The 25510-nt window shown below is 32.7% G+C and carries 27 protein-coding genes, 1 tRNA gene and 1 riboswitch; of the genes, 26 read left to right on the forward strand and 2 right to left on the reverse strand.

All coding sequences use genetic code 11. The features are described from left to right. The first annotated feature begins 57 nt into the window (after positions 1-57). The 4 genes from DW1_RS00015 (at position 58) to DW1_RS00030 (ending at position 3125) form a co-directional block, all read left to right on the forward strand. Positions 58-1209, forward strand: a complete 1152-nt coding sequence (locus tag DW1_RS00015; protein WP_074348353.1) for a D-alanyl-D-alanine carboxypeptidase family protein — start codon at positions 58-60, stop codon at positions 1207-1209. A 90-nt stretch (positions 1210-1299) separates the two neighbouring features. Continuing rightward, positions 1300-1376: transfer RNA gene (locus tag DW1_RS00020), tRNA-Arg, on the forward strand. A gap of 25 nt (positions 1377-1401) precedes the next feature. Continuing rightward, positions 1402-1851 (forward strand): tRNA adenosine(34) deaminase TadA, encoded by a 450-nt coding sequence (gene tadA / locus DW1_RS00025; protein ID WP_074348355.1) that lies wholly within the window; start codon positions 1402-1404, stop codon positions 1849-1851. 80 nt (positions 1852-1931) lie between these two features. Next, positions 1932-3125, forward strand: a complete 1194-nt coding sequence (locus DW1_RS00030) for an MFS transporter (RefSeq protein ID WP_242942405.1) — start codon at positions 1932-1934, stop codon at positions 3123-3125. A gap of 58 nt (positions 3126-3183) precedes the next feature. On the opposite strand, the gene cls is transcribed toward DW1_RS00030, so the two are convergent. Then, on the reverse strand, positions 3184-4635 hold the full coding sequence (gene cls / locus DW1_RS00035; RefSeq protein WP_143474319.1) for a cardiolipin synthase: 1452 nt from the start codon (positions 4633-4635) through the stop codon (positions 3184-3186). A gap of 326 nt (positions 4636-4961) precedes the next feature. Between cls and DW1_RS00040 the strand changes: the two genes are divergently transcribed. The 5 genes from DW1_RS00040 to DW1_RS00060 all read left to right on the forward strand — a co-directional run bounded on the left by DW1_RS00040 (position 4962) and on the right by DW1_RS00060 (position 7704). Continuing rightward, a complete protein-coding gene (locus tag DW1_RS00040) occupies positions 4962-5393 on the forward strand; it encodes a DUF1893 domain-containing protein (RefSeq protein ID WP_074348395.1) in 432 nt (143 codons plus the stop codon). Position 5394: 1 nt separating this feature from the next. Beyond that, positions 5395-5808 carry a DUF3842 family protein gene (locus DW1_RS00045; protein ID WP_074348358.1) on the forward strand — a complete coding sequence of 138 codons (414 nt, stop codon included), beginning with the start codon at positions 5395-5397 and terminating at the stop codon, positions 5806-5808. Between the two features lie 62 nt (positions 5809-5870). Then, on the forward strand, positions 5871-6404 hold the full coding sequence (locus tag DW1_RS00050; RefSeq protein ID WP_074348360.1) for an ECF transporter S component: 534 nt from the start codon (positions 5871-5873) through the stop codon (positions 6402-6404). Positions 6405-6464: 60 nt separating this feature from the next. Further along, entirely contained in the window at positions 6465-6869 is a 405-nt protein-coding gene (locus DW1_RS00055; protein WP_083605423.1) for a CbiQ family ECF transporter T component, read from the forward strand. Positions 6870-6888: 19 nt separating this feature from the next. Further along, complete coding sequence (locus tag DW1_RS00060; protein ID WP_074348364.1) at positions 6889-7704, forward strand: DUF169 domain-containing protein; 816 nt, start codon at positions 6889-6891, stop codon at positions 7702-7704. 68 nt (positions 7705-7772) lie between these two features. Here the strand turns inward: DW1_RS00060 and DW1_RS00065 are convergent, their stop codons facing one another. Next, positions 7773-8159 carry a pyrophosphohydrolase domain-containing protein gene (locus tag DW1_RS00065; RefSeq protein WP_074348365.1) on the reverse strand — a complete coding sequence of 129 codons (387 nt, stop codon included), beginning with the start codon at positions 8157-8159 and terminating at the stop codon, positions 7773-7775. Positions 8160-8773: 614 nt separating this feature from the next. After that, positions 8774-8868, forward strand: a riboswitch (glycine riboswitch). Positions 8869-9071: 203 nt separating this feature from the next. Between DW1_RS00065 and gcvT the strand changes: the two genes are divergently transcribed. The 17 genes from gcvT (at position 9072) to DW1_RS00155 (ending at position 25350) form a co-directional block, all read left to right on the forward strand. Beyond that, entirely contained in the window at positions 9072-10178 is a 1107-nt protein-coding gene (gcvT, locus tag DW1_RS00070; RefSeq protein ID WP_074348367.1) for a glycine cleavage system aminomethyltransferase GcvT, read from the forward strand. A gap of 45 nt (positions 10179-10223) precedes the next feature. Further along, positions 10224-10607: a glycine cleavage system protein GcvH gene (gene gcvH / locus DW1_RS00075; protein WP_074348369.1), complete on the forward strand. Its 384-nt coding sequence runs from the start codon at positions 10224-10226 to the stop codon at positions 10605-10607. A 1-nt stretch (position 10608) separates the two neighbouring features. Continuing rightward, positions 10609-11949: an aminomethyl-transferring glycine dehydrogenase subunit GcvPA gene (gene gcvPA, locus DW1_RS00080; RefSeq protein ID WP_074348371.1), complete on the forward strand. Its 1341-nt coding sequence runs from the start codon at positions 10609-10611 to the stop codon at positions 11947-11949. 4 nt (positions 11950-11953) lie between these two features. Then, on the forward strand, positions 11954-13408 hold the full coding sequence (gene gcvPB, locus DW1_RS00085) for an aminomethyl-transferring glycine dehydrogenase subunit GcvPB (protein WP_074348397.1): 1455 nt from the start codon (positions 11954-11956) through the stop codon (positions 13406-13408). 177 nt (positions 13409-13585) lie between these two features. Beyond that, positions 13586-14074 (forward strand): hypothetical protein, encoded by a 489-nt coding sequence (locus tag DW1_RS00090; protein ID WP_159433524.1) that lies wholly within the window; start codon positions 13586-13588, stop codon positions 14072-14074. A gap of 151 nt (positions 14075-14225) precedes the next feature. Then, a complete protein-coding gene (locus tag DW1_RS00095; protein ID WP_074348374.1) occupies positions 14226-14906 on the forward strand; it encodes a PAQR family membrane homeostasis protein TrhA in 681 nt (226 codons plus the stop codon). Positions 14907-15049: 143 nt separating this feature from the next. Continuing rightward, complete coding sequence (locus DW1_RS00100) at positions 15050-15274, forward strand: DUF1858 domain-containing protein (protein WP_074348376.1); 225 nt, start codon at positions 15050-15052, stop codon at positions 15272-15274. A gap of 15 nt (positions 15275-15289) precedes the next feature. Next, positions 15290-16549 carry a DUF438 domain-containing protein gene (locus DW1_RS00105; protein ID WP_074348378.1) on the forward strand — a complete coding sequence of 420 codons (1260 nt, stop codon included), beginning with the start codon at positions 15290-15292 and terminating at the stop codon, positions 16547-16549. 366 nt (positions 16550-16915) lie between these two features. After that, a complete protein-coding gene (locus DW1_RS00110) occupies positions 16916-17317 on the forward strand; it encodes a BlaI/MecI/CopY family transcriptional regulator (protein ID WP_074348380.1) in 402 nt (133 codons plus the stop codon). Between the two features lie 272 nt (positions 17318-17589). Next, positions 17590-17868, forward strand: a complete 279-nt coding sequence (locus tag DW1_RS00120) for a hypothetical protein (RefSeq protein WP_143474320.1) — start codon at positions 17590-17592, stop codon at positions 17866-17868. A gap of 141 nt (positions 17869-18009) precedes the next feature. Next, the gene (locus tag DW1_RS15710) at positions 18010-19326 is read left to right on the forward strand and encodes a S8 family serine peptidase (RefSeq protein WP_242942406.1); all 1317 of its coding nucleotides are present in this window, start codon (positions 18010-18012) and stop codon (positions 19324-19326) included. A gap of 428 nt (positions 19327-19754) precedes the next feature. Further along, positions 19755-20303, forward strand: a complete 549-nt coding sequence (locus tag DW1_RS00130) for a hydrolase (RefSeq protein ID WP_074348383.1) — start codon at positions 19755-19757, stop codon at positions 20301-20303. 25 nt (positions 20304-20328) lie between these two features. Next, positions 20329-21201: a radical SAM/SPASM domain-containing protein gene (locus DW1_RS00135; protein ID WP_074348385.1), complete on the forward strand. Its 873-nt coding sequence runs from the start codon at positions 20329-20331 to the stop codon at positions 21199-21201. Positions 21202-21275: 74 nt separating this feature from the next. Further along, entirely contained in the window at positions 21276-21989 is a 714-nt protein-coding gene (sfsA, locus tag DW1_RS00140) for a DNA/RNA nuclease SfsA (protein WP_074348386.1), read from the forward strand. Between the two features lie 29 nt (positions 21990-22018). Next, entirely contained in the window at positions 22019-23377 is a 1359-nt protein-coding gene (locus DW1_RS00145) for an MATE family efflux transporter (RefSeq protein ID WP_074348388.1), read from the forward strand. A gap of 340 nt (positions 23378-23717) precedes the next feature. Beyond that, positions 23718-24284, forward strand: coding sequence for an RNA polymerase sigma factor (locus DW1_RS00150; RefSeq protein ID WP_074348390.1), 567 nt, complete (start codon positions 23718-23720; stop codon positions 24282-24284). After that, complete coding sequence (locus DW1_RS00155; protein WP_074348392.1) at positions 24226-25350, forward strand: hypothetical protein; 1125 nt, start codon at positions 24226-24228, stop codon at positions 25348-25350. Before DW1_RS00150 ends, DW1_RS00155 begins: the two co-directional genes overlap by 59 nt. Positions 25351-25510: the final 160 nt, after the last annotated feature.

Here is a 25510-nt window from a genome sequence, read left to right on the forward strand (position 1 = left end):
TTTTTCTTATATAATATTATTTATAGATAAATTTTAAAATACATCTAGGAGGACAGAATGAAGAAAAGATTACTTTGCATTATGATGGTCATACTGCTTTTAATGCCTACTTTTTCATATGGAGCAGACCTACATAAGGATACTAGAGCAGTTTTGCTAGGTGAATTTGAAAGTGGAGAGATACTTTATGAGTATTCTATAGATACCCAGATAGAGGTAGCTAGTATGACTAAAATAATGACTTATTTAGTTGCAATGGATCAAGTATCAACTGGAAAAGCAAGCTTGGATGATGTCATAACCATAAGCCAAAAAGCAGCTAAGACTCCTGGCTCGTCCTTTAAACTGGAGGAGGGAGAAAAATTAAGCCTTAAGGTGTTACTTGAATCAATTATGATAGTTTCTGCAAATGATTCTTGCGTTGCTATAGCGGAACATATATCTGGAAGCGAAGAAGAGTTTGTCAAGCTAATGAATAGAAAAGCAAAAGAGCTTGGTCTTGAAAAGACGAAGTATTTTAACTCTAGTGGATATCCATTAAAAAACGATGTAGAAAATATGATGAGTACAAGGGACTTGTTTAAGCTTACTAGATATGTTATAGAAAAGTATCCCCAAGTTTTAGAAATTACCAAAATGAATAAGATTTTTATAGACTCTAGAGATTACAGTGGAGAGAATACAAACCCACTTCTTAATTTGATTAGGGATGTGGATGGGTTTAAAACTGGGTTTACTGATAAAGCTGGACGTTGCTTAATTACTACTATTCAAGTTAAAGAAAGTGAGAGGAATAAGAAGCCTTTTAGACTAATTGGCATTGTAATGGGAACTAAAAGTGATGAAGATAGAAAAAACATTAGCAAAGAATTAATTGAATATGGTCTTGAAAATTATTATTACCGCCAAATTTTGGATACAGATGTGGCTAAACAGTCAATAAATATTGTCAATGCCAAAAAAAGCAATATCAAGGTATTCCCTAAAGACGACTTATATATGCTTGTAAAGAAAGGCGAGAGAATTCAGCAGAATATAATAATAGATGAAAACATTGTGGCTCCTGTTAAAGCTGGTACAGTAATTGGAAAAGTAATAGTATCAAACACAAAAGGACAGGAACATACTATAGATTTAATTGTCAGAGAGAATATTCAAAAGAAAAATATATTAGATATGCTCTTTGATTTAATAACAAATCTATTTTAAAAGTAAAAAAAGTAAAGCTGAGCTGATGGCACTTGAACATTTGACAAAATAGCAGTAATATTATATAATATTTAGGTATTATACTAAGGTGCTCCCGTAGCTCAGCAGGATAGAGCGACGCCCTCCTAAGGCGTAGGTCGGAGGTTCGACTCCTCTCGGGTGCGCCACTATTATTTTTTGAAGGTGAAAGCCATGGATGAATATTTCATGAAAGTTGCAATAGATGAAGCCTATAAAGCCTATAGCATCGACGAAGTACCTGTCGGTGCTATTATTGTAAATAATCAAAAAATCATAGCAAGAGGATACAATATGAGAGAGACACTTAAGGATCCTACTGCCCATGCTGAAATAATAGCCATTAAGAAAGCTAGTCAGTATCTAGGAGGATGGAGACTAATTGACTGTACTATGTATGTGACTATAGAGCCTTGTGCCATGTGTGCGGGAGCTATTGTCAATTCAAGAATAGGAAGAATAGTTATTGGAGCTAAGGATCCTAAGATGGGTGCTTGTGGGTCTGTAGTTAATATAGCACAAAACCCAAGCTTTAACCATAGAGCTGATATTGTATGGGGTGTAATGGAAAGGGAATGTTCCCAAATAATGAAAGATTTTTTTAAAAAGTTAAGAGGCAAATAAGGAGATTATATTTAATAGAAAAACTATTGATTTTCTGGTAGAATATGATGAAGAACATCACTTTTAGGAGGTAAGCCGCAGTGGTTAAAGCCAACGGGTCTAAGGAAAAAACTAATTATCTAGTTATTGCATTTTTGTTTATTATTATGATTCTATCAGCAATGGGTGATAATCTGAGAGGAGTGTTCATCCCCTCATTTAAGTCTGACTTCTTAGTTCAGGATACCCATATGGGGATAATGCTAGTTGCTGGCTCAATAGGATATATAATTTTTGCCTATTTAGGGGGAATGATATGTGAAACTCTGGGACATAAGAGGTTAATAAGCATAGGAGTAGCTCTTATGGTTATTTCTCTATTCACATTGTACCTTAGCCCTAACTTTGTGGTTTTAATGATTGGTATGTTTCTCATAAATGCTGGGTGGGCTTTTATAGGGGTATCTATAAATACAGTAATACCTATAATAGCTGTAAGCTTTCAAGCAATAATTATGAATTTAGTACACTTTTGTTTTGGAGTAGGCGCCACTATAACTCAAAGAACTGCAGGACTCCTTTTGTCTAAGGGAGTAGAATGGAGAACCATGTACTTATGTATTTCAATATTGTTTTTCATAGTTCTTCTTGCTTTTATTCCTGTAAAGATACCTTTTATAGAAAAGTCTAAGGAAGATAAAAAAATAGATTATAAATCTATATTCAAAAACAAGCTAGTTTATTTTTATATGATATCTTTAGGATTTTATGTGGGGGCTGAAATAGGCACTGGAAACTGGTTTGTTAATTATATGAAGGAGACCTATGCATATAGTGAAAATCAAGGAACTTATTATACTACACTATTCTTTGGCACTTTTGCATTGGGAAGACTTTTAGGAGGATTTATAGCCGAAAAGTTAGGTACAGTTAAGACTGTACTAATATCATCTGTATTGGCATTCTTATTTTATTTTTCAGGTTTAGTAATTGGGCAGAATGGATTAGCCTTAGTTGGAGTATCAGGGCTTTTCTTTTCAGTTGTTTTTCCTACTCTGATATTATCTACAAACGAAGTGTTTAAGAAAAATACTACTTATATTATCGGTATATTTACTACTGCTTCATCTGCCATAAGTATGGTCATAAACTTTGTTATCGGATGGTTGAACGACCTTGTAGGGGTGCCTATGGCATACTATACTATTCCCGTATGCTTGTTTTTTAATATGATTTTCGTATATCTAATATATAAGAATTCGAAGACACAAAAATACAATATTGAAAGTGCATAAATAGTCTAATTATAAAGGGTATTTAGAAAAAATCTAAATACCCTTGAATTTTACATGACTATAGAACAGGAGACAGTAGTCTAGAAATAGATTCTTTAATAATAATTATTATTGATCGCTTCTTATATTTTTCTATAGTGATTTCATTACAATCTTTTAAGTCATTTTCAAAAATTTCTTTAAGCCTTGTAGATGTTTTAGTATCATAAATAAAAGCATTTACTTCAAAGTTTAGCCTAAAGCTTCTTACATCTATATTTGCAGTTCCTACTGAAGATATTTTCCCATCTACTACTATTGTCTTTGCATGAATAAATCCATTTTCATATGTGTATGCCTTTACACCAAAATCTAATAATTCGCCTATGTAGGAATATGTAGCCCAATAAACAAACATATGGTCTGGCTTATTAGGTATCATTATCCTCACATCTACTCCAGAAAGAGAAGCTATTTTAAGGGCTTCAAGTATACTTTGATCTGGAACGAAATATGGAGTTTGAATATATATGCTTTCCCTTGCGGAGTTTATCATCTTAAGGTAGCCTATTTTAATTTGCTCCTGCTCTGAATCTGGACCGCTTGACACTATTTGTATCCCAGTTTTTCCATTTGAGTTTATTACTGGATAGTATTTTTCATTAAATGTATTTTTTTCTTTTGTAGTATGCCGCCAGTCCAGGAAAAACCTAGTTTGCATCATGAGAACCGCACTACCCTTGATTCTCAAGTGAGTATCTCTCCAGTATCCAAACTTTTTACTTAGTCCAATATATTCGTTTCCAATATTAAAGCCTCCGATAAAGCCACATTTCCCATCTATTATGGCTAGCTTTCTATGGTTTCTATAGTTAATTCTTAGGTTAATAAGAGGTATTTTTGATGGAAAAAAGGATGCTACTTTTCCACCAGCCTTAGTTAATTCCTTAAAAAAGCTCTTTCTTAGAGTTCTACCACCTAGGGCATCATAAAGAAGTCTAACTTCAACACCCTCTTTAGCCTTTTTTGTAAGAGCAGCTATAACCTTTCTACTTAGACTATCATTTTTGATTATATAATAAAGCATATGAATGTGATGCTTTGCATTTTCGATAGAATCTAATAGGGCTTCAAACTTTTCCTTACCATCTGTAAATATTTCAACTTCATTATCCTGAGTAAATATAGAATCATCACTAATTAGTTGCATCCTTATCATATCCTGATAATTTATCATTTCTTCATCATTAAAATCTATTTCATTGCTTTGCAGGTATGATACTTGTTCCATCATGATTTTTCTTATTATTACGTCTTCTTCAGTTTTAGTATTGAACATTTTTTCTCTGCTAAGATTTCGCCCTAAAGTGAGATATAGTATGAAACCTAAATAAGGAACTAGTACTAAAACCATGAGCCATGCCCATGTTGAAGCAGGGTCCTTTCTTTCGAGAAAGATCAGTGCAAAAGCTAAGAAAATATTTAATATAAAAAGTACAGATAGTGCAGTTACAAACCAGTTCACAGTCAATCACCCCTTTTTTAAACATTTCTCATGATTTCTTTAAACATTTTCTCTTGACATGTTACCAGATAGCCTTATAGTCATGATACATAAAAAAATATATACTATTATTCCATTACTTTATCTATAGTATATTCAATAATTGTAATATATTCAAACATTAAGATTAAACAAAGAAGTACTATATTTAAAAATGAAAGAGAACGTGCTTTATTAAATTTGCTTAGGTCAAACATTCTAAACAGAGTCTCTAGGTGGAGGTACAATAGAATTGAAAAACATGATAAAGTTTGGTATCATATACATATATTCAAATACTAGGAGCTGAGCAGATGAAGGATTTAGAATTAGCTAAAGAGTCTCTAATACAAAGAGATCTTACAATAGCCATAGCTAAAGAGGACAAAATAATATTTACAAGTACTGACAAGGGAATAAAGCCCATATATACTGCTGTCTTAGAGCTTAAGGAAGATCTTAGGGGAGCTAGTATAGCAGATAGAGTTATAGGTAGAGCTGCTGCTATCCTTTGTAAATATGCAGGTATAAGAAAGCTTTATACAAAGCTTATTTCTGACGAAGCTATAAAGATTCTTGAAAATGGCAGTATCAGCTTCTTTTATGATGAAAGCTCACCATACATTAAAAATAGAGATAAAACAGATATGTGTCCAGTAGAGAAGCTATCTCAGGAAGTGGAAAGTCCAGAGGAGCTAATTCAAAAAATATCTGAATTTCTAGATAGAATGAAACAGAGGGCTTAATATGAAAATTGCTGTAATAGATGGAAAAGGTGGAGGCATAGGCTGTCAAATTGTAGAAAGACTGAAGTCTTTAAAGAGAGATGATATTGAAATCATCGTATTGGGAGCGAACTCCCAAGCTACAGCTAATATGCTAAAAGCAGGAGGCAATGATGGAGCTACTGGTGAAAATGCAATAGTATGGATGAGCGATAAAGTAGATATTATTATTGGACCTATGGCAATAATTGCTGCCAACTCAATGATGGGGGAAATAAGCCCAAAAATGGCAGTAGCAATTGCAAGCAGTAAAGCTAAAAAGCTACTGCTCCCAGTAAGTAAATGTAATTTTGAAATAATTGGCCTTGAAGGCTATCAATTAAAACAGCTTTTTGATGAAATGATTGAAAAAGTAAAGTCAATATTAGAAAAATAGAACCATGAAGGTTGTTCCATGAAGGAAGCTTTCATGGTTAATTTTTTTGGGGAGGTAATATGATGAACAAAAGATTCACTACAAGGGATTTAGTCGTTACAGGATTGTTGTTGGCTTTAGGTTTAGTTACTCCTATGATGTTTCATTTTTTTGGAGGGACGGGACCAGTATTTTTACCTATGCATATTCCAGTTCTAATAGGAGGATTTGTACTTCCACCATTTTTAGCATTATTACTAGGTATGGTTACACCATTAGTTAGCAGCTTACTTACAGGAATGCCAGTTATATTTCCTATGGGAGTAATAATGTTTTTTGAGTTGGGTATTTATGGACTTGTAGCTTCTTTGGCTAGTAGAAAATTAAGACTTGCTCCTATCCTATCACTTATAATAGCCATGATAGCAGGTAGGGTAGCAGCAGGGATAGTAGTATTTGTATTGTCATCAGGATTTGGTATACAGATGAATTCCATTGCATTTGTTAAAGGGGCAATAGTTACAGGGCTTCCTGGAATAGTTATTCAAATGATACTTATTCCATCCTTAGTATATGCAATAAATAAAATTAATAAAAATGCTAAAGTAAATGCATAGTGGAAAGGCTGCTTAGATAAATCTAGGCAGCCTTTGATAGTATATTAACCAGTAAAATTTATATTAAGCTTAATACAACAATTAAAGCTCCCATATGTAGTAGGATATTCAACTTTGACTGCCTATAGGTTTTTACCAACATTTAAGGATGAACTAGAAAAAATTAGATTAGCTCATGTAGTGAGAGGTATTGAAGAAAAAAAGGGTTTTTTTGGGAAAACAGAGATTGTTAAAAGATATTTTGTCCCTATGCTAGCTACAGCTATTAGAAAAGGAGAAAAAGTTGTATTAGCCATGGAAAGTAAGGCTTTTGGCACATATAAGGAGAGAACCTTTTATAAAGAGATAAAAATAGAAAAACTCGATAAAATAGCTATGGTAATATGGTTTACATTTTGTTTAGGAGTAGTCATGGCATTGAAATATTTTAAAGTTTTAAAGTTAGGCACAGGAATAGGTGCGTAGATACTAAAGGAGGGATTGTATGTCACCTTATAGACACGATAATATATTTTATGGTAATAGCCCAAAAGAATTTCCAAAAGAAATAGTTAAAGAATATGTTGAGAATTTAGAGTTAATGCTAGATTTAAAACGTAAACCAGTAGGCATAAAACTTTTATTTACAGAGGAAGAATATAACAAGTGTGAGGTAAATGAAATAAAGGGGAAAACAGCATATTGTGTTATGGTTGAGAAGGCTACTAGAGGCTTTAGGTTTAAATCAAAGTTATCTAATCATGGGTGTGATGGTGGAACTACTGCTTTATCCTTAGAAGATAGCAATGAAACCATAGAATCTGGGAGAGAATATTTTTCCTACAATCTTTATGCCACAAATGCTACAGCATATAGAATGAGAAAGGAAATAAAGAGCTTGCATCGAGCAGGGTTTACGACTTATGGAGTATTAATACAGCCTCTAGATGATTTTGATATTATTCCAGATGTAGTGATATTTATTGCTAATCCTTATCAGGTAATGAGACTAACTCAAGGATATGTATATCATCTTGGAATAAAGCCAGAGTTAGATTATGGAGCTATGCAGGCAATTTGCTCTGAAATTACAGTAGTACCTTATCTAACAGGACAAATGAATATATCTGCTTTATGTCCTAGTACTAGAATGCTGGCAAAATGGAAGGATGAAGAAATGTCAGTAGGGCTTCCATATGAGCATTTCATAAATACAGTAGAAGGAGTAATGTATACTATAAATTCTACAGATATTAAGAAAAGAAAAGATGAAATAGCTGAAAGATTTAAATTAAAAGGCAAAAACATATGCCTAGAATAAAATAAGAATAAGGGTTCTAATAGTTAGAACCCTTATTCTTTACAGTTTTTATAAATACATCTATGTGTTTATTTAGCCTGATTATCTATTTCTTCTTTAATTCTAGGATAAGGATCTTTCCAACCTTCAGGCTTCATAGTTTTTCCATCTCCATTGTAGTGAGGTTTTCCATCGCTCCATAGCTTGTCCATATTTGCATTATGTACAATCTCAAATATTTTATCGGGTTTGACCCCCATTTCAACAAGAGTTCCCAATGCAAAATACATTAAGTCTATCATTGCATCTGCCTGTTCATATATATCACTGGCTTCTTTAAACTCGTTTATCTCTTCGAGCATCCAGCTATATCTCTTACATACTCTATCAGAATCAAGAAGCTTAGGAGTATCTCTATAGGGATGTCCAAATTTCATTTGAAAGTCTCTAACCATATACCACCATTTATCGCTCATATTTTACCTCCAAGAGTCTAATAATTCAATTATCTGTTTTGAATATAATTTATGATTTTTATTGTATCATATTTTGCTTGTAGGAGATATACAAATTTAAGGACTATTTAATAAGTAGAAATTTTAACAAAAATACAAAGTAATTTGTAGTTGTTACTTATAGTCCAGTAAATTAGCCAATAAATTATTTGCTAAGGTTTATAAATAAAAAGAATACATATCTAGTAAAAAAACAATGGTTAAAAGTTTAACAAAAATAATACAATAAAGCAATAGTTATTGATATTTTTTATGATATGTAATATCATTATAGATACAGCAAAGACAAATTAATATGATAAAGCGGATAGCCAAAAATGTGCTGCCTCATTAAATCACAATATAAATCTATACTTTAGAAACAAATAGTTAATTTTTTAACGAGACTTAAGTTAAAAATATATCAATTGTTGATATTTATAAAAAAATATATTATGATTTAATGCGAGCAGGTTAACCAAATAAATATTGTACTAGATGAAGGTGGCGTGAGATATCTTTTCATAAGATAGCCGAAGAAGCAATATAAGACAGGCCGGTCCTTATAGAAACTTTCAGGCAAAAGTATCGTCATCAGATAGAACTCTGAAGAGTCCGGTTATTCGGCGCCGAAGGAGAAATGTATTACATAAATGCAGAAGCTCTCAGGTTAGGAAACAGAGGAATATAATGGCACATGGCTTTCTAATGCTTTAATGCTATTATATTCCTTTTTTTATAATTATAATTGTAAGATTTACTTATGATTTGGGTATATTATATTATATTGCCCTCTGTAGTGAATATATTTTTTTGTTAGTTGTATAATTATATTAGCTAAATTAGCTAAAATTTAATTAAAGTAACTTTATATTTTGAAAGGAGGAGTTTATTTTGACAGAACCAAGAAAGACATCACTTTATAATGCTCATCTTAAGCATGGTGGAAAAATAGTAGATTATTCAGGATGGGCATTACCAGTACAGTATGAAGGTTTGACACAAGAACATGAGGCAGTAAGAACACAGGCAGGTATGTTTGACGTTTCGCACATGGGAGAAATAGAGATAACAGGCCCACAAGCATTAGATTTTGTTCAATATTTAGTAACAAATGATATTGCAGTACTTAATGATAACCAAATAGCATATTGTTTTATGTGCTATCCAGATGGAGGAGTTGTAGACGATCTTTTAGTTTATAAGTTCTCAAAAGATCATTATTTCCTTGTAGTTAATGCAGCTAATGTTCAAAAAGATGTAGACTGGATTAATGAAAATTCAAAGGGTTTTGATGTAACTGTTAAGAACCTTTCAGATGATATATCTGAAGTTGCTGTTCAAGGACCTAATGCACAGAAAATTGTTCAAAAGCTTACTGATACAGATCTTTCAGAAATAGAATTCTTCTATTTAAAGAGAGATGTGAACATAGCAGGAGTGAACTGCTTGATTTCAAGAACAGGTTATACTGGAGAAGATGGATTTGAGATTTACTTTGACCATGACCATGCAGAAGAGTTATGGGATAAGATAATGGAAGCTGGAAAAGAAGAAGGACTAAAGCCAGCAGGTCTTGGTGCTAGAGATACACTTAGATTCGAAGTAAACCTTCCTCTTTATGGGAATGAACTTGGAAAGGACATTACTCCATTAGAAGCAGGATATGGGATGTTCGTAAAACTAAATAAGGAGAATTTCATAGGAAAGGATGCCTTAGCTAAACAAAAAGCAGAAGGCTTAAAGAGAAAAATAGTTGGTTTTGAATTGATAGACAAAGGTGTTCCTAGACATGGATACGAAGTTTTTGCAGATGGTAAGAAAATAGGATATGTAACAACAGGATATTTCTCACCTTCTACAAAAAGAAATGTAGGTCTAGCATTGATTGATATAGAATATACTGAACTTGATACAGAAATTATCATACAAGTAAGAAATAGAAGTTTAAAAGCAAAAGTTGTAAATAAGAGATTTTATCAAAAGCATTATAAAAAATAAACTAAATATAAAAAATAAAAATTAAAATCAAGGAGGAATTTGTTTATGAAAATAGTAGAAGGTCTTTTATATTCAAATGATCACGAGTGGATTAAAGTAGAAGGAAATGAAGCAACTATAGGAATTACAGACTTTGCACAACACAAATTAGGAGAAATCGTTTATGTTGAATTACCACAAGTTGACGATGAGTTAAGCAAAGGAGATGTTTTCTCAGTAGTTGAATCAGTTAAAGCAGCTTCAGACTCTTATCTACCTGTATCAGGTAAAATAATTGAAGTAAATGAAGACTTAGAAGGAGAACCAGGATTACTTAATGAAGATCCATATGCAAACTGGATTGCAAAAATTGAGCTTTCAAATGAATCAGAACTTGAAGAATTAATGGATGCTGAGGCTTACGAAGACTTCTGTAGTAAGGAGGAATAGTATGCATAGATATATACCAAATACGGAGGCTGATAAAAAGCGAATGCTTGAAAGCATTGGCGTAAACTCCGTTTGCGACTTATTTTCTGATATACCAGATAACTTAAAGTTAAACAGAAAGCTTAACATTGGTGACGCAATGTCTGAAATAGAGATTGTAAACCATATGAAAAGCCTTGCAAGTAAAAATAAAAGTACAGATGAATTAGTATGCTTTTTAGGAGCAGGAGCGTATGATCATTATATCCCATCTATAGTAAAGCATCTTGCTATGAGGTCTGAGTTCTATACTGCATATACTCCTTATCAACCAGAAATAAGCCAAGGAACAGTACAAATAATTTTTGAATATCAAACTATGATGACTAATCTTACTGGTATGGATGTGACTAATGCATCAATGTACGATGGACCTACTGCAGCAGCTGAAGCAGCTATAATGGCTTGTGAAAACACAAGACGTAAATCAGTTATAGTATCTAAAACTGTTAATCCAGAGACTAGAGAAGTTCTTAAAACTTATCTGTCAGTAAGAGATATAGAGCTAATAGAAGTAGATATGGTTGACGGCGTTACAGATGTGGAAAAGCTAAAATCTCTAGTAACTAAAGAAACTGCAGCAGTATTAGTTCAAAGTCCAAACTTCCTTGGAATAATCGAAGATTTAACAGAAGTTGAAAAGATTATTCACGAAAATAAAGGAAACCTAATTATGTATACTGACCCAATTTCCCTAGGAATACTAAAAACTCCTAGAGATTTAGGTGTAGATATAGTAGTTGGAGAAGGACAGTCTTTAGGAAATAGACTTAACTTCGGTGGTCCACATCTAGGATTCCTAGCTACTACTTCAAAGCTTGTTAGAAAGCTTCCTGGAAGAATAGTAGGTCAAACTGTGGATGCAGATGGCAATAGAGCATTTGTGCTTACTCTTCAAGCAAGAGAGCAGCATATAAGAAGATATAAGGCTACTTCAAATATATGCTCAAACCAAGGCTTAAACATGGTTATGGCAGCTATATATATGATAACAATGGGTAAGAAGGGGCTTAGAGAAGTTGCTCTACAAAGCACACAAAAAGCTCACTATGCTTACAATGAAATCACTAAATCAGGTAAATTTAAACCATTGTTCAACCAACCATTCTTTAAGGAATTTGCAGTTACAAGCGATATAGATGCTGGCAAGGTTAATAAAGAGCTTCTAAATCAAGGAATTCTTGGTGGATATGAGCTTGGAAAAGATTATGCTGAGCTTAATAATGGACTTCTTTTCTGTGTTACAGAAAAGAGAACAAAAGAAGAAATTGATAAGCTAGTTAGCGCTTTGGAGGTGATATAGCATGATTAAAAAATATGATAAACTAATATTTGAAATCTCCAAGGAAGGAAGAACTGCATATAGTCTTCCAAAACTAGATGTAAATGAGCTTCCACTAGAATCAATTATACCAAGCCAATTTTTAAATGAAAAAGAAGTTGACTTGCCAGAAGTGAGTGAAGTAGATGTTATAAGACACTTTACTAATCTTTCAAATAAAAACTACGGACTAGATACAGGATTCTATCCATTAGGATCATGTACTATGAAATACAATCCTAAGATAAATGAAGATATGGCAGCACTTAGTAACTTTGCTGATTTACATCCATATCAACCTGAAGAAACTGTACAGGGTGCTTTAGAGTTAATGTACAATCTTGAAAAGTATCTTTCAGAAATCTCAGGTATGGCTAGAACTACTCTACAACCAGCAGCTGGAGCACATGGAGAGCTTACTGGGTTATTAATCATTAAAGCATACCATGCTTCAAGAGGAGATAGCAAGAGAAATAAGATAATAGTTCCAGACTCAGCTCATGGTACTAACCCTTCAAGTGCACAGGTTGCAGGCTTTGATATCGTAGAGATAAAATCCGATAAGTATGGTGCAGTAGATATAGAAGCACTTAAAGCTGTATTAGATGATGAAGTTGCAGGTTTAATGCTTACTAACCCAAGTACTCTTGGATTATTTGAAAAGAATATAAAAGAGATAGCTGACCTAGTACATGAGGCTGGCGGCCTATTGTACTATGACGGTGCTAATATGAACGCTATCATGGGAATTACAAGACCTGGCGATATGGGCTTTGACGTAATGCATTATAACCTACACAAAACATTCTCAACACCTCACGGCGGGGGAGGTCCTGGAAGCGGTCCAGTTGGAGTAAGAGAAGACTTAGTTAAATTCCTTCCATGTCCAATGGTAGAAAAGAATGGGGACAAATATACTCTAAACTATAATTGCCCAGATTCAATTGGCAAGATGAAAGGCTTCTATGGTCATTTCGGAGTATTAGTAAGAGCATATACTTATATACTAGCATTAGGTGCAGAAGGACTTAAGGAAGTTAGTGAAACAGCTGTACTTAATGCAAACTATATGATGCATAAGCTTAAAGACTACTACTACTTACCACTAGATCAAGTATGTAAGCATGAGTTTGTATTAGGTGGATTAAAAGAAGAAAACTTAGAAGTAACTACATTAGATATTGCTAAGAGACTTCTAGACTATGGATATCATCCACCAACAGTATACTTCCCATTAATTGTTGATCAAGCAATAATGGTTGAACCTACTGAAACAGAAAGTGTTGAAACGTTAGATGGTTTCATAGAAACTATGATCAGGATAGCAGAGGAAGCAGAAAATGATCCTCAACTATTAAAGAATGCACCATATAGCACACCAGTTAGAAGAGTAGATGAAGCTAAGGCAGCAAAAGACCTTATCTTAAAATGGAGCAAATAAAGACTAATACAGAGTTCAGGTAAGGCATGCTCTTTACCTGAACTCTTTTTTACTAAACAAAAAAATAACAATATAATAAAATCCTTAAATTAAACATAAACTAAGATTACTTTCTATAGAGTCTTAGAAAATCTAATCATAGGATAAATTTTTTGATGGAGTGATAATATGAACCCAATGTTAAAGAAATTAGTAGACCAAGAATTTATGACAGAAGCATTTGCAAAATATATCGAAGGAGCAGTAGCAAATAAAGACTCTTTTATTGTTTCAGGACACAAAGGATGGGGGATTCTTCCTCTTTTTGCTACAATAGGAGCTGTAGCTAAGGCTAATTCAACAATGAAGCAGGTTAAAAGTTTTGATGATTTAAATGATGAAGCTGGATATTACTTAATTGGAGACCTTAAAGATATTGATTATGCAAAATTAATTACTGACGCAATGGCAAAAACAAATTCATCTATGATTTGTCTAAAAGACCCAGACCATCCATACTCATTCTTTAAATTACTAGGTGATGTTTTTAAAGCTAATGGAGATACTTCAAAAACATATCAAGTACTTGAGTGTGATAAAATCAACGATGAGAAAAAACTAGTAAAAATTACTAAAGTTACATTAAATGAAAAAGGAAGACCTGTAAAGGTTGATTTTAAAGGATAGCAAATATTTAAACCCGCAGATGCGGGTTTTTATATATAAAAAAACTCAAAAAATAGGTATAAATTTTTATATATTTACCAATACTACTACTAGTGTTTTTAAAAACTATATGATATTATATAGATATAAAAACAATTAGTGGGGTGATTTGATGAAAGAGTTAAATGAATCTGTAGATCTTAATAAAATTTCAAAGAAGGCTTATTCATTAAATGAGGAAATAGCCAGTAGTATAACTCATGGAATAGGTATTTTATTTAGTGTAGTTACCTTAACTATTTTACTTATATATGCAATTTGGGATAGAAGTGTAATATCAATAGTAGCCTTTAGTATTTATGGTTTTTGCTCTATATGTTTATATACATCCTCAACCCTATATCATAGCTTCCAGAATGAAAAGATAAAAAAAATACTTAGAGTATTTGACCATTCTTCTATATTCTTGTTTATAGCAGGTACATATACTCCAGTTACACTTTTGTCTATGACAGGGTATTGGAGAATAGGAATATTAACAGCAGTGTGGACTATAGCACTATTTGGCATAGGCTTTAAGATATTTACCTACAATAAATTTGATAAATTTAAAATGGTATCTGTGCTTATGTATGTGCTTATGGGCTGGATAATAGTTATTGCTATAAGACCTATGCTAGAGATGGTACCTAAAGGATTTTTTATTTGGCTATTAGCAGGAGGAATAATCTATACATTGGGTACGATATTCTACTCAATAAAGAAGATACCATATAATCATGCAATATGGCATTTGTTTGTACTAGGCGGAAGCGTAATGCACTTTTTAGGGATATTTATATATCTTAAATAGATTTTTTACTGTTCATTATAAAAAGACTGATTACTGAATGTTTTACAGTAATCAGTTTTTTTATTGAGAATTGATTTCAATCACATTATTTTTAGAAAGATAAGGGTATATTAGATATATAAATTAAGTTATGGAGGAATATTATGAATAAAACCATATCTTTAAACGAGACTATCTATGAATTATGTACTAAATACCCAGAGATAAAAGATATTTTAAAAGACCTTGGATTTGTAGATATAGCAAATCCTATTATGATGAATACTGCAGGCAGAGTAATGACCATATTTAAAGGTGCACAAATGAAAAGCGTTGATATAGAAAAAATAAAAGAAAAATTAAAAGAAAATGGTTTTGAAATAATTTAAAGGAGGAAAAGAAAAATGAGTGAATTAATTAATAACAGAGAGGTATTAGAAGATCCTAATAAGAAAAAAAGACAGGCTATACTAAAAGATATAATCATGCAGCTACATGATGGAAAGGACCCTAAAGAAGTTAAGGACCAATTTGCAAATCTTATAAGTGGGGTATCGGCTAGCGAAATATCTGAAATGGAAGCAGGCTTAATCAAGGACGGAATGCCAGTTGAGGAAATCCAAAGACTATGTGATGTTCATGCTGAAATTTTTAAAGGGTCAATAGAGGAAATCCACAGTGAGACAAATGAAGAAGAAAAACCAGGTCACCCAGTAAGGGTATTTAAGGAAGAAAACTTTGCAATAGAGGATTTAGTAAAGAACAGTATACTTCCTAAGGTAAAGGATTTTGTATCAAATGGAATGGGCAAAGTAAAGTTCAGTATTATAGAAGATGTAAATCTACTAATGGACATAGAAAAGCACTATAGTAGAAAGGAAAATATTTTATTCCCTTACATGGAGAAGTATGGAATCACAGCTCCACCAAAGGTAATGTGGGGAGTAGATGATGAGATACGTAAGGAAATTAAGGATTTTAAAGCACTATTACTTAAAGAAAATATAGACATGAAAGACATGGAAGAAATAGAAAAAAAGGCAGAAATCATGGCACAAAGAATTTTAGATATGATTTTCAAAGAAGAAAGCATAATGCTGCCTATGCTATTAGATGTGCTAACTGAGGACGAGTGGCTAAAAATTGCTGAGGATAGTGAAGAAATAGGATACTGTATAGTAGCACCTACTGAAAAATGGGTGCCAGAAAGAGCACCAGTAGAGAAGATAGTTAAGGAAGAAACCACAGGTGGTCCTGCTGGATATGTTAAGTTTAATACAGGAATATTAAAGGTTAAGGAACTTGAAAACTTGTTAAACACTCTTCCTTTTGATATTACATTTATAGATAAGGATGATATAGTAAAGTATTTCTCACAACCAGAGGAGAGATTCTTCCCAAGAACTAAATCAGTAATAGGACGTACAGTACAAAACTGCCACCCACATGCCAGCGTAAAAACAGTGGAGAAAATACTAGATGACTTCAAAAGTGGAACAAAGGACAGCGAAGCCTTTTGGATTAAACTAAGAGGAGAATACATCTATATCAGATACTTTGCAGTAAGAGATAAAGATGGGAAGTATATGGGAACCCTAGAAGTAACACAAAATATCAAGCCTATACAAGAGATAACAGGGGAGAAGAGGCTGTTATCAGAATAGAATAATATAATCAGTAGAACATGACATATAAGGGATATGACTTTTGTAATTCAACTATCATTAATAGACTTATTTTGGCTAAAATGTAATTAAACTAAACGGACAGGTGTCTTGATTAGAAAAATTTATACTAATCAGGGAACCTGTTCTTTTATTTTGTATGCTAATTATTAGCTTATATTCAAGATTATTATGAATTAAGATAACTGTATAGAGCACTTTTCTTAGTAGCTGATTAACTTTTCATAGATTGTTAGAAATATATCCAATAAAAATAGTAAGCAAATGTCTACAAGAAATTGTTGACAAATTTAGTATATAGGTATAATATATTGGTAGGCAATTGATTACAATGGAGGTGATATTATGAGTAAAGGTAAAAAAGTAAAGCTTACAGATACTGAATGGAAGATAATGATGCTTTTATGGGAGGAGTCCCCTTTAACAGTTAGACAAATGGAAGATGCCTTGAAAGAAGAGACAGGCTGGACAAGACATACTATTATTTCTTTTCTAAAACGTATGATGGAAAAGGGATATATTCGTATGGAGGAAGGAAGTCCTGCTAGGCTCTATTATCCTTTGCTAGACAAAAACAATACGGTATTACAGGCAACTCGCTCATTTGTAAAAAAAATATTTGATGGTAAAGTGGGACTACTTGTTTCGTCTTTAGTTGAAAGTGAAGACATAACAGAGAATGAAATCAATTCTATGATAAAATCCCTTGAGCAGGCCTTAGTCGAAAAGGATGGGAAAGATGAGTGAAATACTTAATCTTTTAATACAAACAACTATTACATCATCTCTACTGATACTTTTTATTTTCTTAATCCGGTTTAGCCTTAAGGGCAAGATTAACCCAAGACTACAGTATGCCTTGTGGATAATAGTTGCAGTACGATTAATTATTCCTTGATAAAATTGCTAACACAGGAGAAAGGATTAGAAAAACACCTATTGCCTATAGATATAAGAGAAGTCAAATAGAAAATAAAGGTGGTAGATCAAATATAAAACCATACATATATAAAAGATTAATGGAAAGCGTTGGCGGCAATAATATGGTTTTAGTATTTGGATATTCTGATTTGTATGAAAAGCTTGGGATAGGACAAGAAGAGTTTAAGAAGAACCCTAAAATATCAAGGAAAGTATTTTCAAGCCTAGGCTCTTACTCAGATTTATGGATTGGTGGTAATGGAAATCCAACATATAGATTTTCTCCTAATCCTGTATATAGTAACTGGAAAAGTCTTGTGATTCATACTGATGGGTACGGGAATATAGCAAGTCATGGGATTATTTTATGGGAATAGATGGATAAGAGATGAAAAGTACTTTATTTGTATAATAGTAAATACATATGTGCGTAGCTTAGGGATATAAAGGGAATATAGAGAGCACTAGTTTGCTAATTTGCAAAAAATTAAATATAAATAAGGAATTGGGGGAGTAGAATGAAAAGATTATTGAGTTTATTCATGGGGATAACTATTTTATTAACTGGTTGTACTTCACCACAAACGGTACAAATGGAGTCACCAGAACAATTAGAACAGCTTGAGCAGCAAGAAAGTGCTGAGAAAGTTGAACAATCTGAACAAGATGTACAATCTGAAAATCAAGAGCAATCAGAAGAGTCAGGGCGATATAAAACATTACTTTCACCAGACAATGAGTTGAGTATTGTAAGAAAACCTGCACCAGCAGATTTTACAGTTTTTCACCCTGGGAAGATGACTATGTTACCTAAGTATAACCCTGCTTCAGATGAAATGTGGCAAGTTGATTTAAGAAGTGGAGATCTTACAGAGCTTGATTTAGAGGGAAGATTTGAAGACTTGATCTATGCAGATTTTGATAGCAAGACTAAATGGCCTGATAAATTACCTGATGGCTTTGATCCAGAGTTAATTATGGAACTAGGAAAGAATCCTGGATTGGGAGTAAGAGAGCTTCATAAAAAAGGAATCACTGGCAAAGGAATTGGCATTGCGATAATAGATCAAGGCTTACTAGTTGATCATGTAGAATATAAGGATCAATTGAAATTGTATGAAGAAATTCATTGTGGTGATGATTTTGCAATGATGCATGGTCCTGCAGTCGCATCTATAGCTGTAGGTAAGACAGTTGGTGTAGCACCCGAGGCTGACCTTTATTATATTGCAGAAACCCATGGAGTATATAAAGATGGAGAATTTCAATATGACCTTATTTGGCTTGCAAAGTCAATAGATCGTATTGTAGAAATCAACAAGATTTTACCTGAAGGTGAAAAAATTAGAGTCATATCAATTTCTTTAGGAATAGGTGATTGGGCAAATGGCTATAAAAAGGCACTTGAATCCATAGAAAAAGCAAAACAGGAAGGGATATATACTGTATATGTTGGTAGTGACCCTTTTATGGGACTCGGACGTGATCCATTAAAGAGTGCAGATGAGCTTACTTCATTTTCAAAGGGAGAATACTGGAAAAGTTTTATATATAATAACGATGAGTTATTAATTCCTATGGATTCTAGATGTACTGCTAGTCCTACAGGTATTGAAGATTATGCATTCTATCGAAAGGGTGGTATGAGCTGGGTAGTCCCATATGTTGCAGGATTATATGCTCTAGCATGTCAGGTTGATCCTGATATTACACCAGAAGTATTCTGGGAGGAAGCATATAATACTAGTGAAACAATAACTATAAATGATACTCAAAAGCTTGGTAAAATAGTTAATCCTATAAAGCTTATAGAAAAAATTGAGGAATTAAAATAGCGATATCTTTAGTTATGATTAAGGACATGTTCTTTTGACTTGTGCTAATACAATGATGCCAGGGAGTTTTCCCTGGCATTTAGTTTAATGATTAACATTATTTAATTAGCGCCATACTTATTTTGTATAAACCAATATGTTAGGATAAAGGGAATCTTCAGAGTTTTCGGAAAATCCAAACGTGCCAGGACGAGTCCGCTTTTTCCATTTCATATGATCATCACCTAGCATATTCATAGGAAGATTATAACATATTATTAATCTTTATTATACTGATTCAAAATAGATAGATGATATAATAATATTATTGAGTGAGGAGATAAGAATTTATATAATTATATCTAAAAAAATGGTATTATATAGAGGAAAGCATCAATACTTTACTTTTTAAAAATATGAATATTATCAATATAAAGGAGTGCATGTAAATGGATAAATTCACATTAAAACAAGAAGAAGCTGTACTGATGATAATTGATATTCAAGAACGCCTAGTTCCTGCAATGAAATATGGAAAAAAGGTCATTTATAATACTAACATACTTATAAGTGCAGCACAAAAAATGCATATTCCTGTTATAGGGACTGAACAATATCCAAAGGGATTAGGTTCAACAGTTTCAGAAATAAGTGTAAATATTGATAAAGATTTGATTTATGAGAAGATGTCTTTTACAGGTTATACTGAAGAAGTAAAACAAGCTCTTAAAAGCATAGGTAGAAAGAAAGTTATAATTACAGGAATGGAAACCCATGTTTGTGTTTTTCAAACAGCAAGAGACTTACTAGAGGATGGATATCAGGTTTTTATAGCAGAGGATGCTGTATGTTCAAGAACAAAAGAAAACTATAAAAATGGACTTTCACTTATGGACAAAATGGGTGCTGTCATTTCTAATACAGAAACAATAGTGTTTGACCTATTGAAAGTATCTGGTACTCCTGTATTTAAGGAGCTTTCAAAGCTTATAAAATAATAGACTAATACTGGAGCAAAAACATATGAAGAAATACAAAAAAATATATATAGAAATAACAAATGTATGCAATCTTTCTTGTAGGTTTTGTCCTCAAACAGTGAGGCAACCTGAATTTATGAAACTAGAAATCTTTAAAAATATACTAGAACAAATAAAACCATATACTGATTATATCTATTTTCATGTAAAAGGAGAGCCACTTCTTCATCCAGAAATAGATAAGTTTTTAGATTTAAGCTATGAAAAGGGATTCAAGGTGAATGTAACTACAAATGGTACTCTAATAAATAAAGCTAAGGATAAGTTATTATTAAAATCTGCACTTAGGCAGGTTAATTTCTCTCTTCATAGTTTTGATGGAAATGATGGACTAGATAATAAGGATGAATATATAAATAATATCATTTCATTTGCAAAAGAGGCAGTTGATAAAACTAATATATTGATATCCTTGAGACTATGGAATCTAGATATGGACAATGCTACGAATCTCCAAAGAAAAAGAAATAGCCAGATATTAGAGATAATAGAAAAAAGCTTTAATCTAGACTATAAAATTGAGGAAAAAGTTATTCCAAGTAGAGGGATTAAAATAGCTGATAGAGTATATCTGAACCAGGATTATGAGTTTAAGTGGCCTGACCTAAAAGAGATAGAAGATACAGGTAAAGGATTTTGCCATGGTCTCAGAAATCAAGTAGGTATATTAGTAGATGGAACTGTAGTGCCCTGTTGTCTAGATGGAGAAGGAATAATTAATCTAGGAAATATAAGTAAAACGCTATTTTCAGATATAATAGAAAGTAACAGAGCTAAAAGTATAGTCAATGGCTTTTCTAGAAGAGAAGCAATAGAAGAGCTATGTAGAAAATGTGGGTATATGAAAAGATTTTAATTAAGGAGACAGATGTCTTTGCTAAGTAATCAATGAATCTGTCTCTTATATTATTAAAAACTAAGGAGATTATAATGAAATACTTAAAAGTTGTAGAAGGGATTTTTCAAAAAAGACCTAATAGATTTATAGCACAAGTGCTTATTGATGGAAAAGAAGAAACAGTACATGTAAAAAATACTGGAAGGTGCAAAGAGTTACTTGTGCCAGGAGTTAAAGTTATACTAGAAGATTGTTCTAATATTCCAACTAGAAAGACAAGATATTCGCTTATTGCTGTCTGGAAGGGAGATATGATAGTCAACATGGACTCCCAAGTTCCAAATGCAGTTGTATTTGAAGCACTTAAGGAAGGCAAGATTAAGGGTATAGGAGATGTATCCTATTCAAAGAGAGAGGTTACATTTGGCAATTCAAGATATGATATTTACTATGAATCCAAAGAACAAAAAGCCCTTATAGAAGTCAAAGGAGTTACCTTGGAAAACGCTGGTATTGCCATGTTTCCAGATGCCCCTACAGAAAGAGGAGCAAAACATGTTTTAGAAATGATAGAGGCAGTTAGGAAAGGCTACCGAGGAACCATATTCTTTCTGATACAAATGAAGGGCCCTAAGGAATTTAGGCTAAACTGGCAAATGGATAGAAACTTTTCAGAGGCAGTTAAATTAGCAAGCGAAAATGGCGTACAGATAATTGCTTATGACTCAATTGTATTAGAAAATAGTATTATCATAGATAAGCCTATTAAGGTAAACTTAAATAGCGGTATGGACATATCTTTTTAATCTGACTATGAGAGGGAGTAGATAATTGAATGACTAAGACAAGTAACTTAACAGAAGGAAACATATTAAAAGCATTGTTTAGGATTGCTATTCCTATTATGGGAACATCTTTTGTTCAAATGGCGTACAATATGACAGATATGATTTGGGTAGGCAAGATTGGATCTAGAGCTGTTGCTGCAGTTGGCACAGCAGGCTTCTTTACATGGCTTGCAATGGCATTTATTTTAATACCTAAAATAGGAGCAGAGGTGGGAGTAGCTCAGTCAGTAGGTAAGAAGGATATGGACGAAGCAAAGGTCTATATAAAGCATAGTATTCAGATGATTGTATGCCTTGCATTGCTTTATGCCTTTACACTTATAACTTTTAGGAAACCATTAATAGGATTTTTTAATCTTGGAGAGATAGATATTATAAACAATGCCATCATATACTTAGTTATTATAGCTTGTGGACTAATATTTTATTTTATAAACCCTGTATTTACTGCAATATTTAATGGGTATGGAGAAAGTAAAACACCTTTTGTCATAAATTCAATAGGATTAATAGTTAATATGATTTTAGATCCTGTATTGATTTTAGGCATTGGACCTTTTCCTAGGCTAGAAGTTGCAGGGGCTGCCATAGCAACAGTAATAGCTCAAGCTACTGTAACTATTATATTTATCACAAAGGTTAGGAAAAGAACGGAGCTTTTTTCAGGCTTAAATCTCCTTACATCTCCTGATATGGCGCATCTAAGCCGAATAATCAAACTAGGATTTCCAGTAGCCCTTCAAAGTGGACTCTTTACCGTATTTGCAATGATTATTGCAAGAATTATTGCACAGTGGGGGCCTATACCAATTGCTGTGCAAAAAGTAGGCTCTCAGATAGAGGCCGTATCCTGGATGACAGCAGGTGGATTTCAGACAGCGATGAGTGCTTTTGTTGGACAAAACTATGGCGCTAAAAAGTGGCCAAGAGTTTTCAGAGGATATTTTACTGGAATAACAATAATGTCTATAATCGGAATACTTACAACTTGTTTATTATTCTTTGCTGCAAAACCATTATTTTCTATTTTTATTGAAGAGGAAGAGACTATAAGATATGGAGTAGTTTACTTAAGGATATTGGCATTTTCACAGCTATTTATGTGTATAGAGGCAACTACAGCAGGTGCCTTTAATGGACTAGGCAAAACTATTCCTCCATCAATAGTAGGAATAGTATTTAATGGGCTTAGGATACCAGCAGCCCTTATACTTTCTTCAACTAGTCTTGGGCTTAATGGAGTATGGTGGGCAATAAGCATATCAAGTATATTTAAGGGTATAGTACTAGCTACTTGGTATATGATTATGCTAAAAAGGAATCCAGAGACAAAAGAGTTAAAATAGAGCCATAAAGGACGATTATTTTTGACTTTATAAGAATATATGAATCCTTCCCTCACTACCTTCAATATTGCATCAAATGGTAGATTAAAACAGCTTACCTTTTAGGTAAGCTATTTTAATGAACACAAAAGAACATTACCATTGATTTTAGGCTCTTTAACAAGATTAGGATTGAGCTACTCAAAGAAGCGATTTTAAAGAGTTAAAAATTTACTTAATCTCTATACTTTCTTAGTGTTTTTATTAAAGTATACTTTAAGTGAACCTTTTTTTATGCCATGACAATATATAGTGAGAGACATTTACAAAGGTATGAATTTTTTATGAGAGGAGGATTAAATTGGAGGTTACAGAATTAAGCAATCTTATAGCTTTACATGGTGATGCTATCTATGGATTTTGTTATAAACTTACAAAAAACAAAGCAGACACAGATGATTTGTATCAAGAAATATTTTTAAAAGCAATGGAGCTATGTCATAAAATTGACGTAAATAAAAATCCTAGAGCATTTTTAATTAGTATTGCAATAAGATTATGGAAGAATAAGAGAAGGAAATATCTTTGGCGCCAAAAAATAGCACCAACAGAAGAATTATATGAAAATGTTAGTATTAGGAGTGAATCAACTCCAGAAGATATTGTTATATCGAACGAGTTAAGCATTATAATACATAATGCAGTTGATAAATTGAGTGATAAGTATAAAATACCTTTGTATATGTACTATACTGCAGAAATGTCAATAGAAGACATAGCATCAGCATTAAAAATACCACAAGGAACTGTGAAAAGCAGGCTTTATAATGCCCGAAAGGCTTTAAAGACTATTCTAGGAGGTAATGAGCATGAAAAATGGAGAGAAGTTGGATATACTTTTGAAACGAACTCTTACACCAACGGTTAAGCCTAGTGAAACTCTAAATCAAAAGATAATCAGTCAGTTAAATACTAAAGTTATGGGGAATGATGGAAATAAATTATTTCGTAAAAGACGTATACCAGTTGCGTTAGTTGCTGCACTACTTATCTTGACATTATCAGCAGCAGTATATGCTACTTGGAACCTTCTTGCTCCAAATCAAGTTGCAGAACATTTTGGAGATAAAACTCTTTCTGATGCATTTAAATCAAAAGATGCAATAGTGATAAATGAGTCAATTGCTTCAGGTGAATATATTTTTACCCTCCATGGAATAGTTTCTGGTGAGGGGCTAAGTGACTTTGGAAGTTCAGCAGAAGAAAGTCATCCAGATAGAACATACGCTGTAGTTTCTATAGCAAAACAAGATGGAAGCAATATGCCAGATACCCAAGACGAAGAATATAATGCCACTCCTTTTTTTATTTCGCCATTAATAAAAGGACAAAAACCATGGCTGGTAAATATAGCAACTATGAACGGTGGGTATTCTTCATTTGTGATAGATGGGGTTATGTATAGATTAATTGAATGTGATGGAGTTGAAATGTTTGCTGACAGGGGATTATATCTTTGTATAAGTACAAGTACGTTTTATGATATAAATGCTTTTAATTATGATGAAGAAACAGGGGAAGTAAGTGTTAATAATGAATATGATGGAGCTAATGCTCTTTTTGGCTTACCATTAGACACGTCTAAGGCTGACTATGAAAAAGCAGAAGCTTACCTGAAAGAGTTACTTAAAGAGCCAGAAAAAACAGATGTTGATAGAGATGAGATGACAAATATTTATTGGGATGAAATGACAGTAGAAGGTGATATAATACAGGAATCTATTAGAGAGGTTACTTACGATAAAAATGGAAATGTATATTATGATTATGAAGACATCACAGTGTCTACTCATGTAGAAACTCTTTTTGAAGATGATCAAACGGGTTTATCTAGCATGGTATGTATTATTAAAGAAGATGATAACTTATTTGCAATCCAATTCTTAAGAGATTCTAATGGAGTAATTACAGGTAGAGTAATAAAAATGAACTAGTTACATTTGAATCTGAATCGTTAGCATATTTCATTAGATTATTAATCAAAAGATATTAGGCTATAGAAGTGAAAAGCACAATTAAATTTAATAGATATTGAATTTAAAGGTGGATATTTATGAAAAAAGAGGGAATAACATAAATATCCACTTTTTTTAT

Origin of the sequence: Proteiniborus sp. DW1, from assembly GCF_900095305.1 — a bacterium.
In the GTDB taxonomy this organism is placed as follows: domain Bacteria; phylum Bacillota; class Clostridia; order Tissierellales; family Proteiniboraceae; genus Proteiniborus.

Bases quoted from the DNA above. Each gene is read 5' to 3' on its own strand.
- DW1_RS00015 (WP_074348353.1), top strand. From the start codon at position 58: ATGAAGAAAAGATTACTTTGCATTATGATGGTCATACTGCTTTTAATG.
- tadA (WP_074348355.1), top strand. From the start codon at position 1,402: ATGGATGAATATTTCATGAAAGTTGCAATAGATGAAGCCTATAAAGCC.
- DW1_RS00040 (WP_074348395.1), top strand. From the start codon at position 4,962: ATGAAGGATTTAGAATTAGCTAAAGAGTCTCTAATACAAAGAGATCTT.
- DW1_RS00045 (WP_074348358.1), top strand. From the start codon at position 5,395: ATGAAAATTGCTGTAATAGATGGAAAAGGTGGAGGCATAGGCTGTCAA.
- DW1_RS00050 (WP_074348360.1), top strand. From the start codon at position 5,871: ATGAACAAAAGATTCACTACAAGGGATTTAGTCGTTACAGGATTGTTG.
- DW1_RS00060 (WP_074348364.1), top strand. From the start codon at position 6,889: ATGTCACCTTATAGACACGATAATATATTTTATGGTAATAGCCCAAAA.
- DW1_RS00065 (WP_074348365.1), bottom strand. From the start codon at position 8,159: ATGAGCGATAAATGGTGGTATATGGTTAGAGACTTTCAAATGAAATTT.
- gcvH (WP_074348369.1), top strand. From the start codon at position 10,224: ATGAAAATAGTAGAAGGTCTTTTATATTCAAATGATCACGAGTGGATT.
- gcvPA (WP_074348371.1), top strand. From the start codon at position 10,609: ATGCATAGATATATACCAAATACGGAGGCTGATAAAAAGCGAATGCTT.
- DW1_RS00090 (WP_159433524.1), top strand. From the start codon at position 13,586: ATGTTAAAGAAATTAGTAGACCAAGAATTTATGACAGAAGCATTTGCA.
- DW1_RS00095 (WP_074348374.1), top strand. From the start codon at position 14,226: ATGAAAGAGTTAAATGAATCTGTAGATCTTAATAAAATTTCAAAGAAG.
- DW1_RS00100 (WP_074348376.1), top strand. From the start codon at position 15,050: ATGAATAAAACCATATCTTTAAACGAGACTATCTATGAATTATGTACT.
- DW1_RS00105 (WP_074348378.1), top strand. From the start codon at position 15,290: ATGAGTGAATTAATTAATAACAGAGAGGTATTAGAAGATCCTAATAAG.
- DW1_RS00110 (WP_074348380.1), top strand. From the start codon at position 16,916: ATGAGTAAAGGTAAAAAAGTAAAGCTTACAGATACTGAATGGAAGATA.
- DW1_RS00120 (WP_143474320.1), top strand. From the start codon at position 17,590: ATGGAAAGCGTTGGCGGCAATAATATGGTTTTAGTATTTGGATATTCT.
- DW1_RS15710 (WP_242942406.1), top strand. From the start codon at position 18,010: ATGAAAAGATTATTGAGTTTATTCATGGGGATAACTATTTTATTAACT.
- DW1_RS00130 (WP_074348383.1), top strand. From the start codon at position 19,755: ATGGATAAATTCACATTAAAACAAGAAGAAGCTGTACTGATGATAATT.
- DW1_RS00135 (WP_074348385.1), top strand. From the start codon at position 20,329: ATGAAGAAATACAAAAAAATATATATAGAAATAACAAATGTATGCAAT.
- sfsA (WP_074348386.1), top strand. From the start codon at position 21,276: ATGAAATACTTAAAAGTTGTAGAAGGGATTTTTCAAAAAAGACCTAAT.
- DW1_RS00145 (WP_074348388.1), top strand. From the start codon at position 22,019: ATGACTAAGACAAGTAACTTAACAGAAGGAAACATATTAAAAGCATTG.
- DW1_RS00155 (WP_074348392.1), top strand. From the start codon at position 24,226: ATGAAAAATGGAGAGAAGTTGGATATACTTTTGAAACGAACTCTTACA.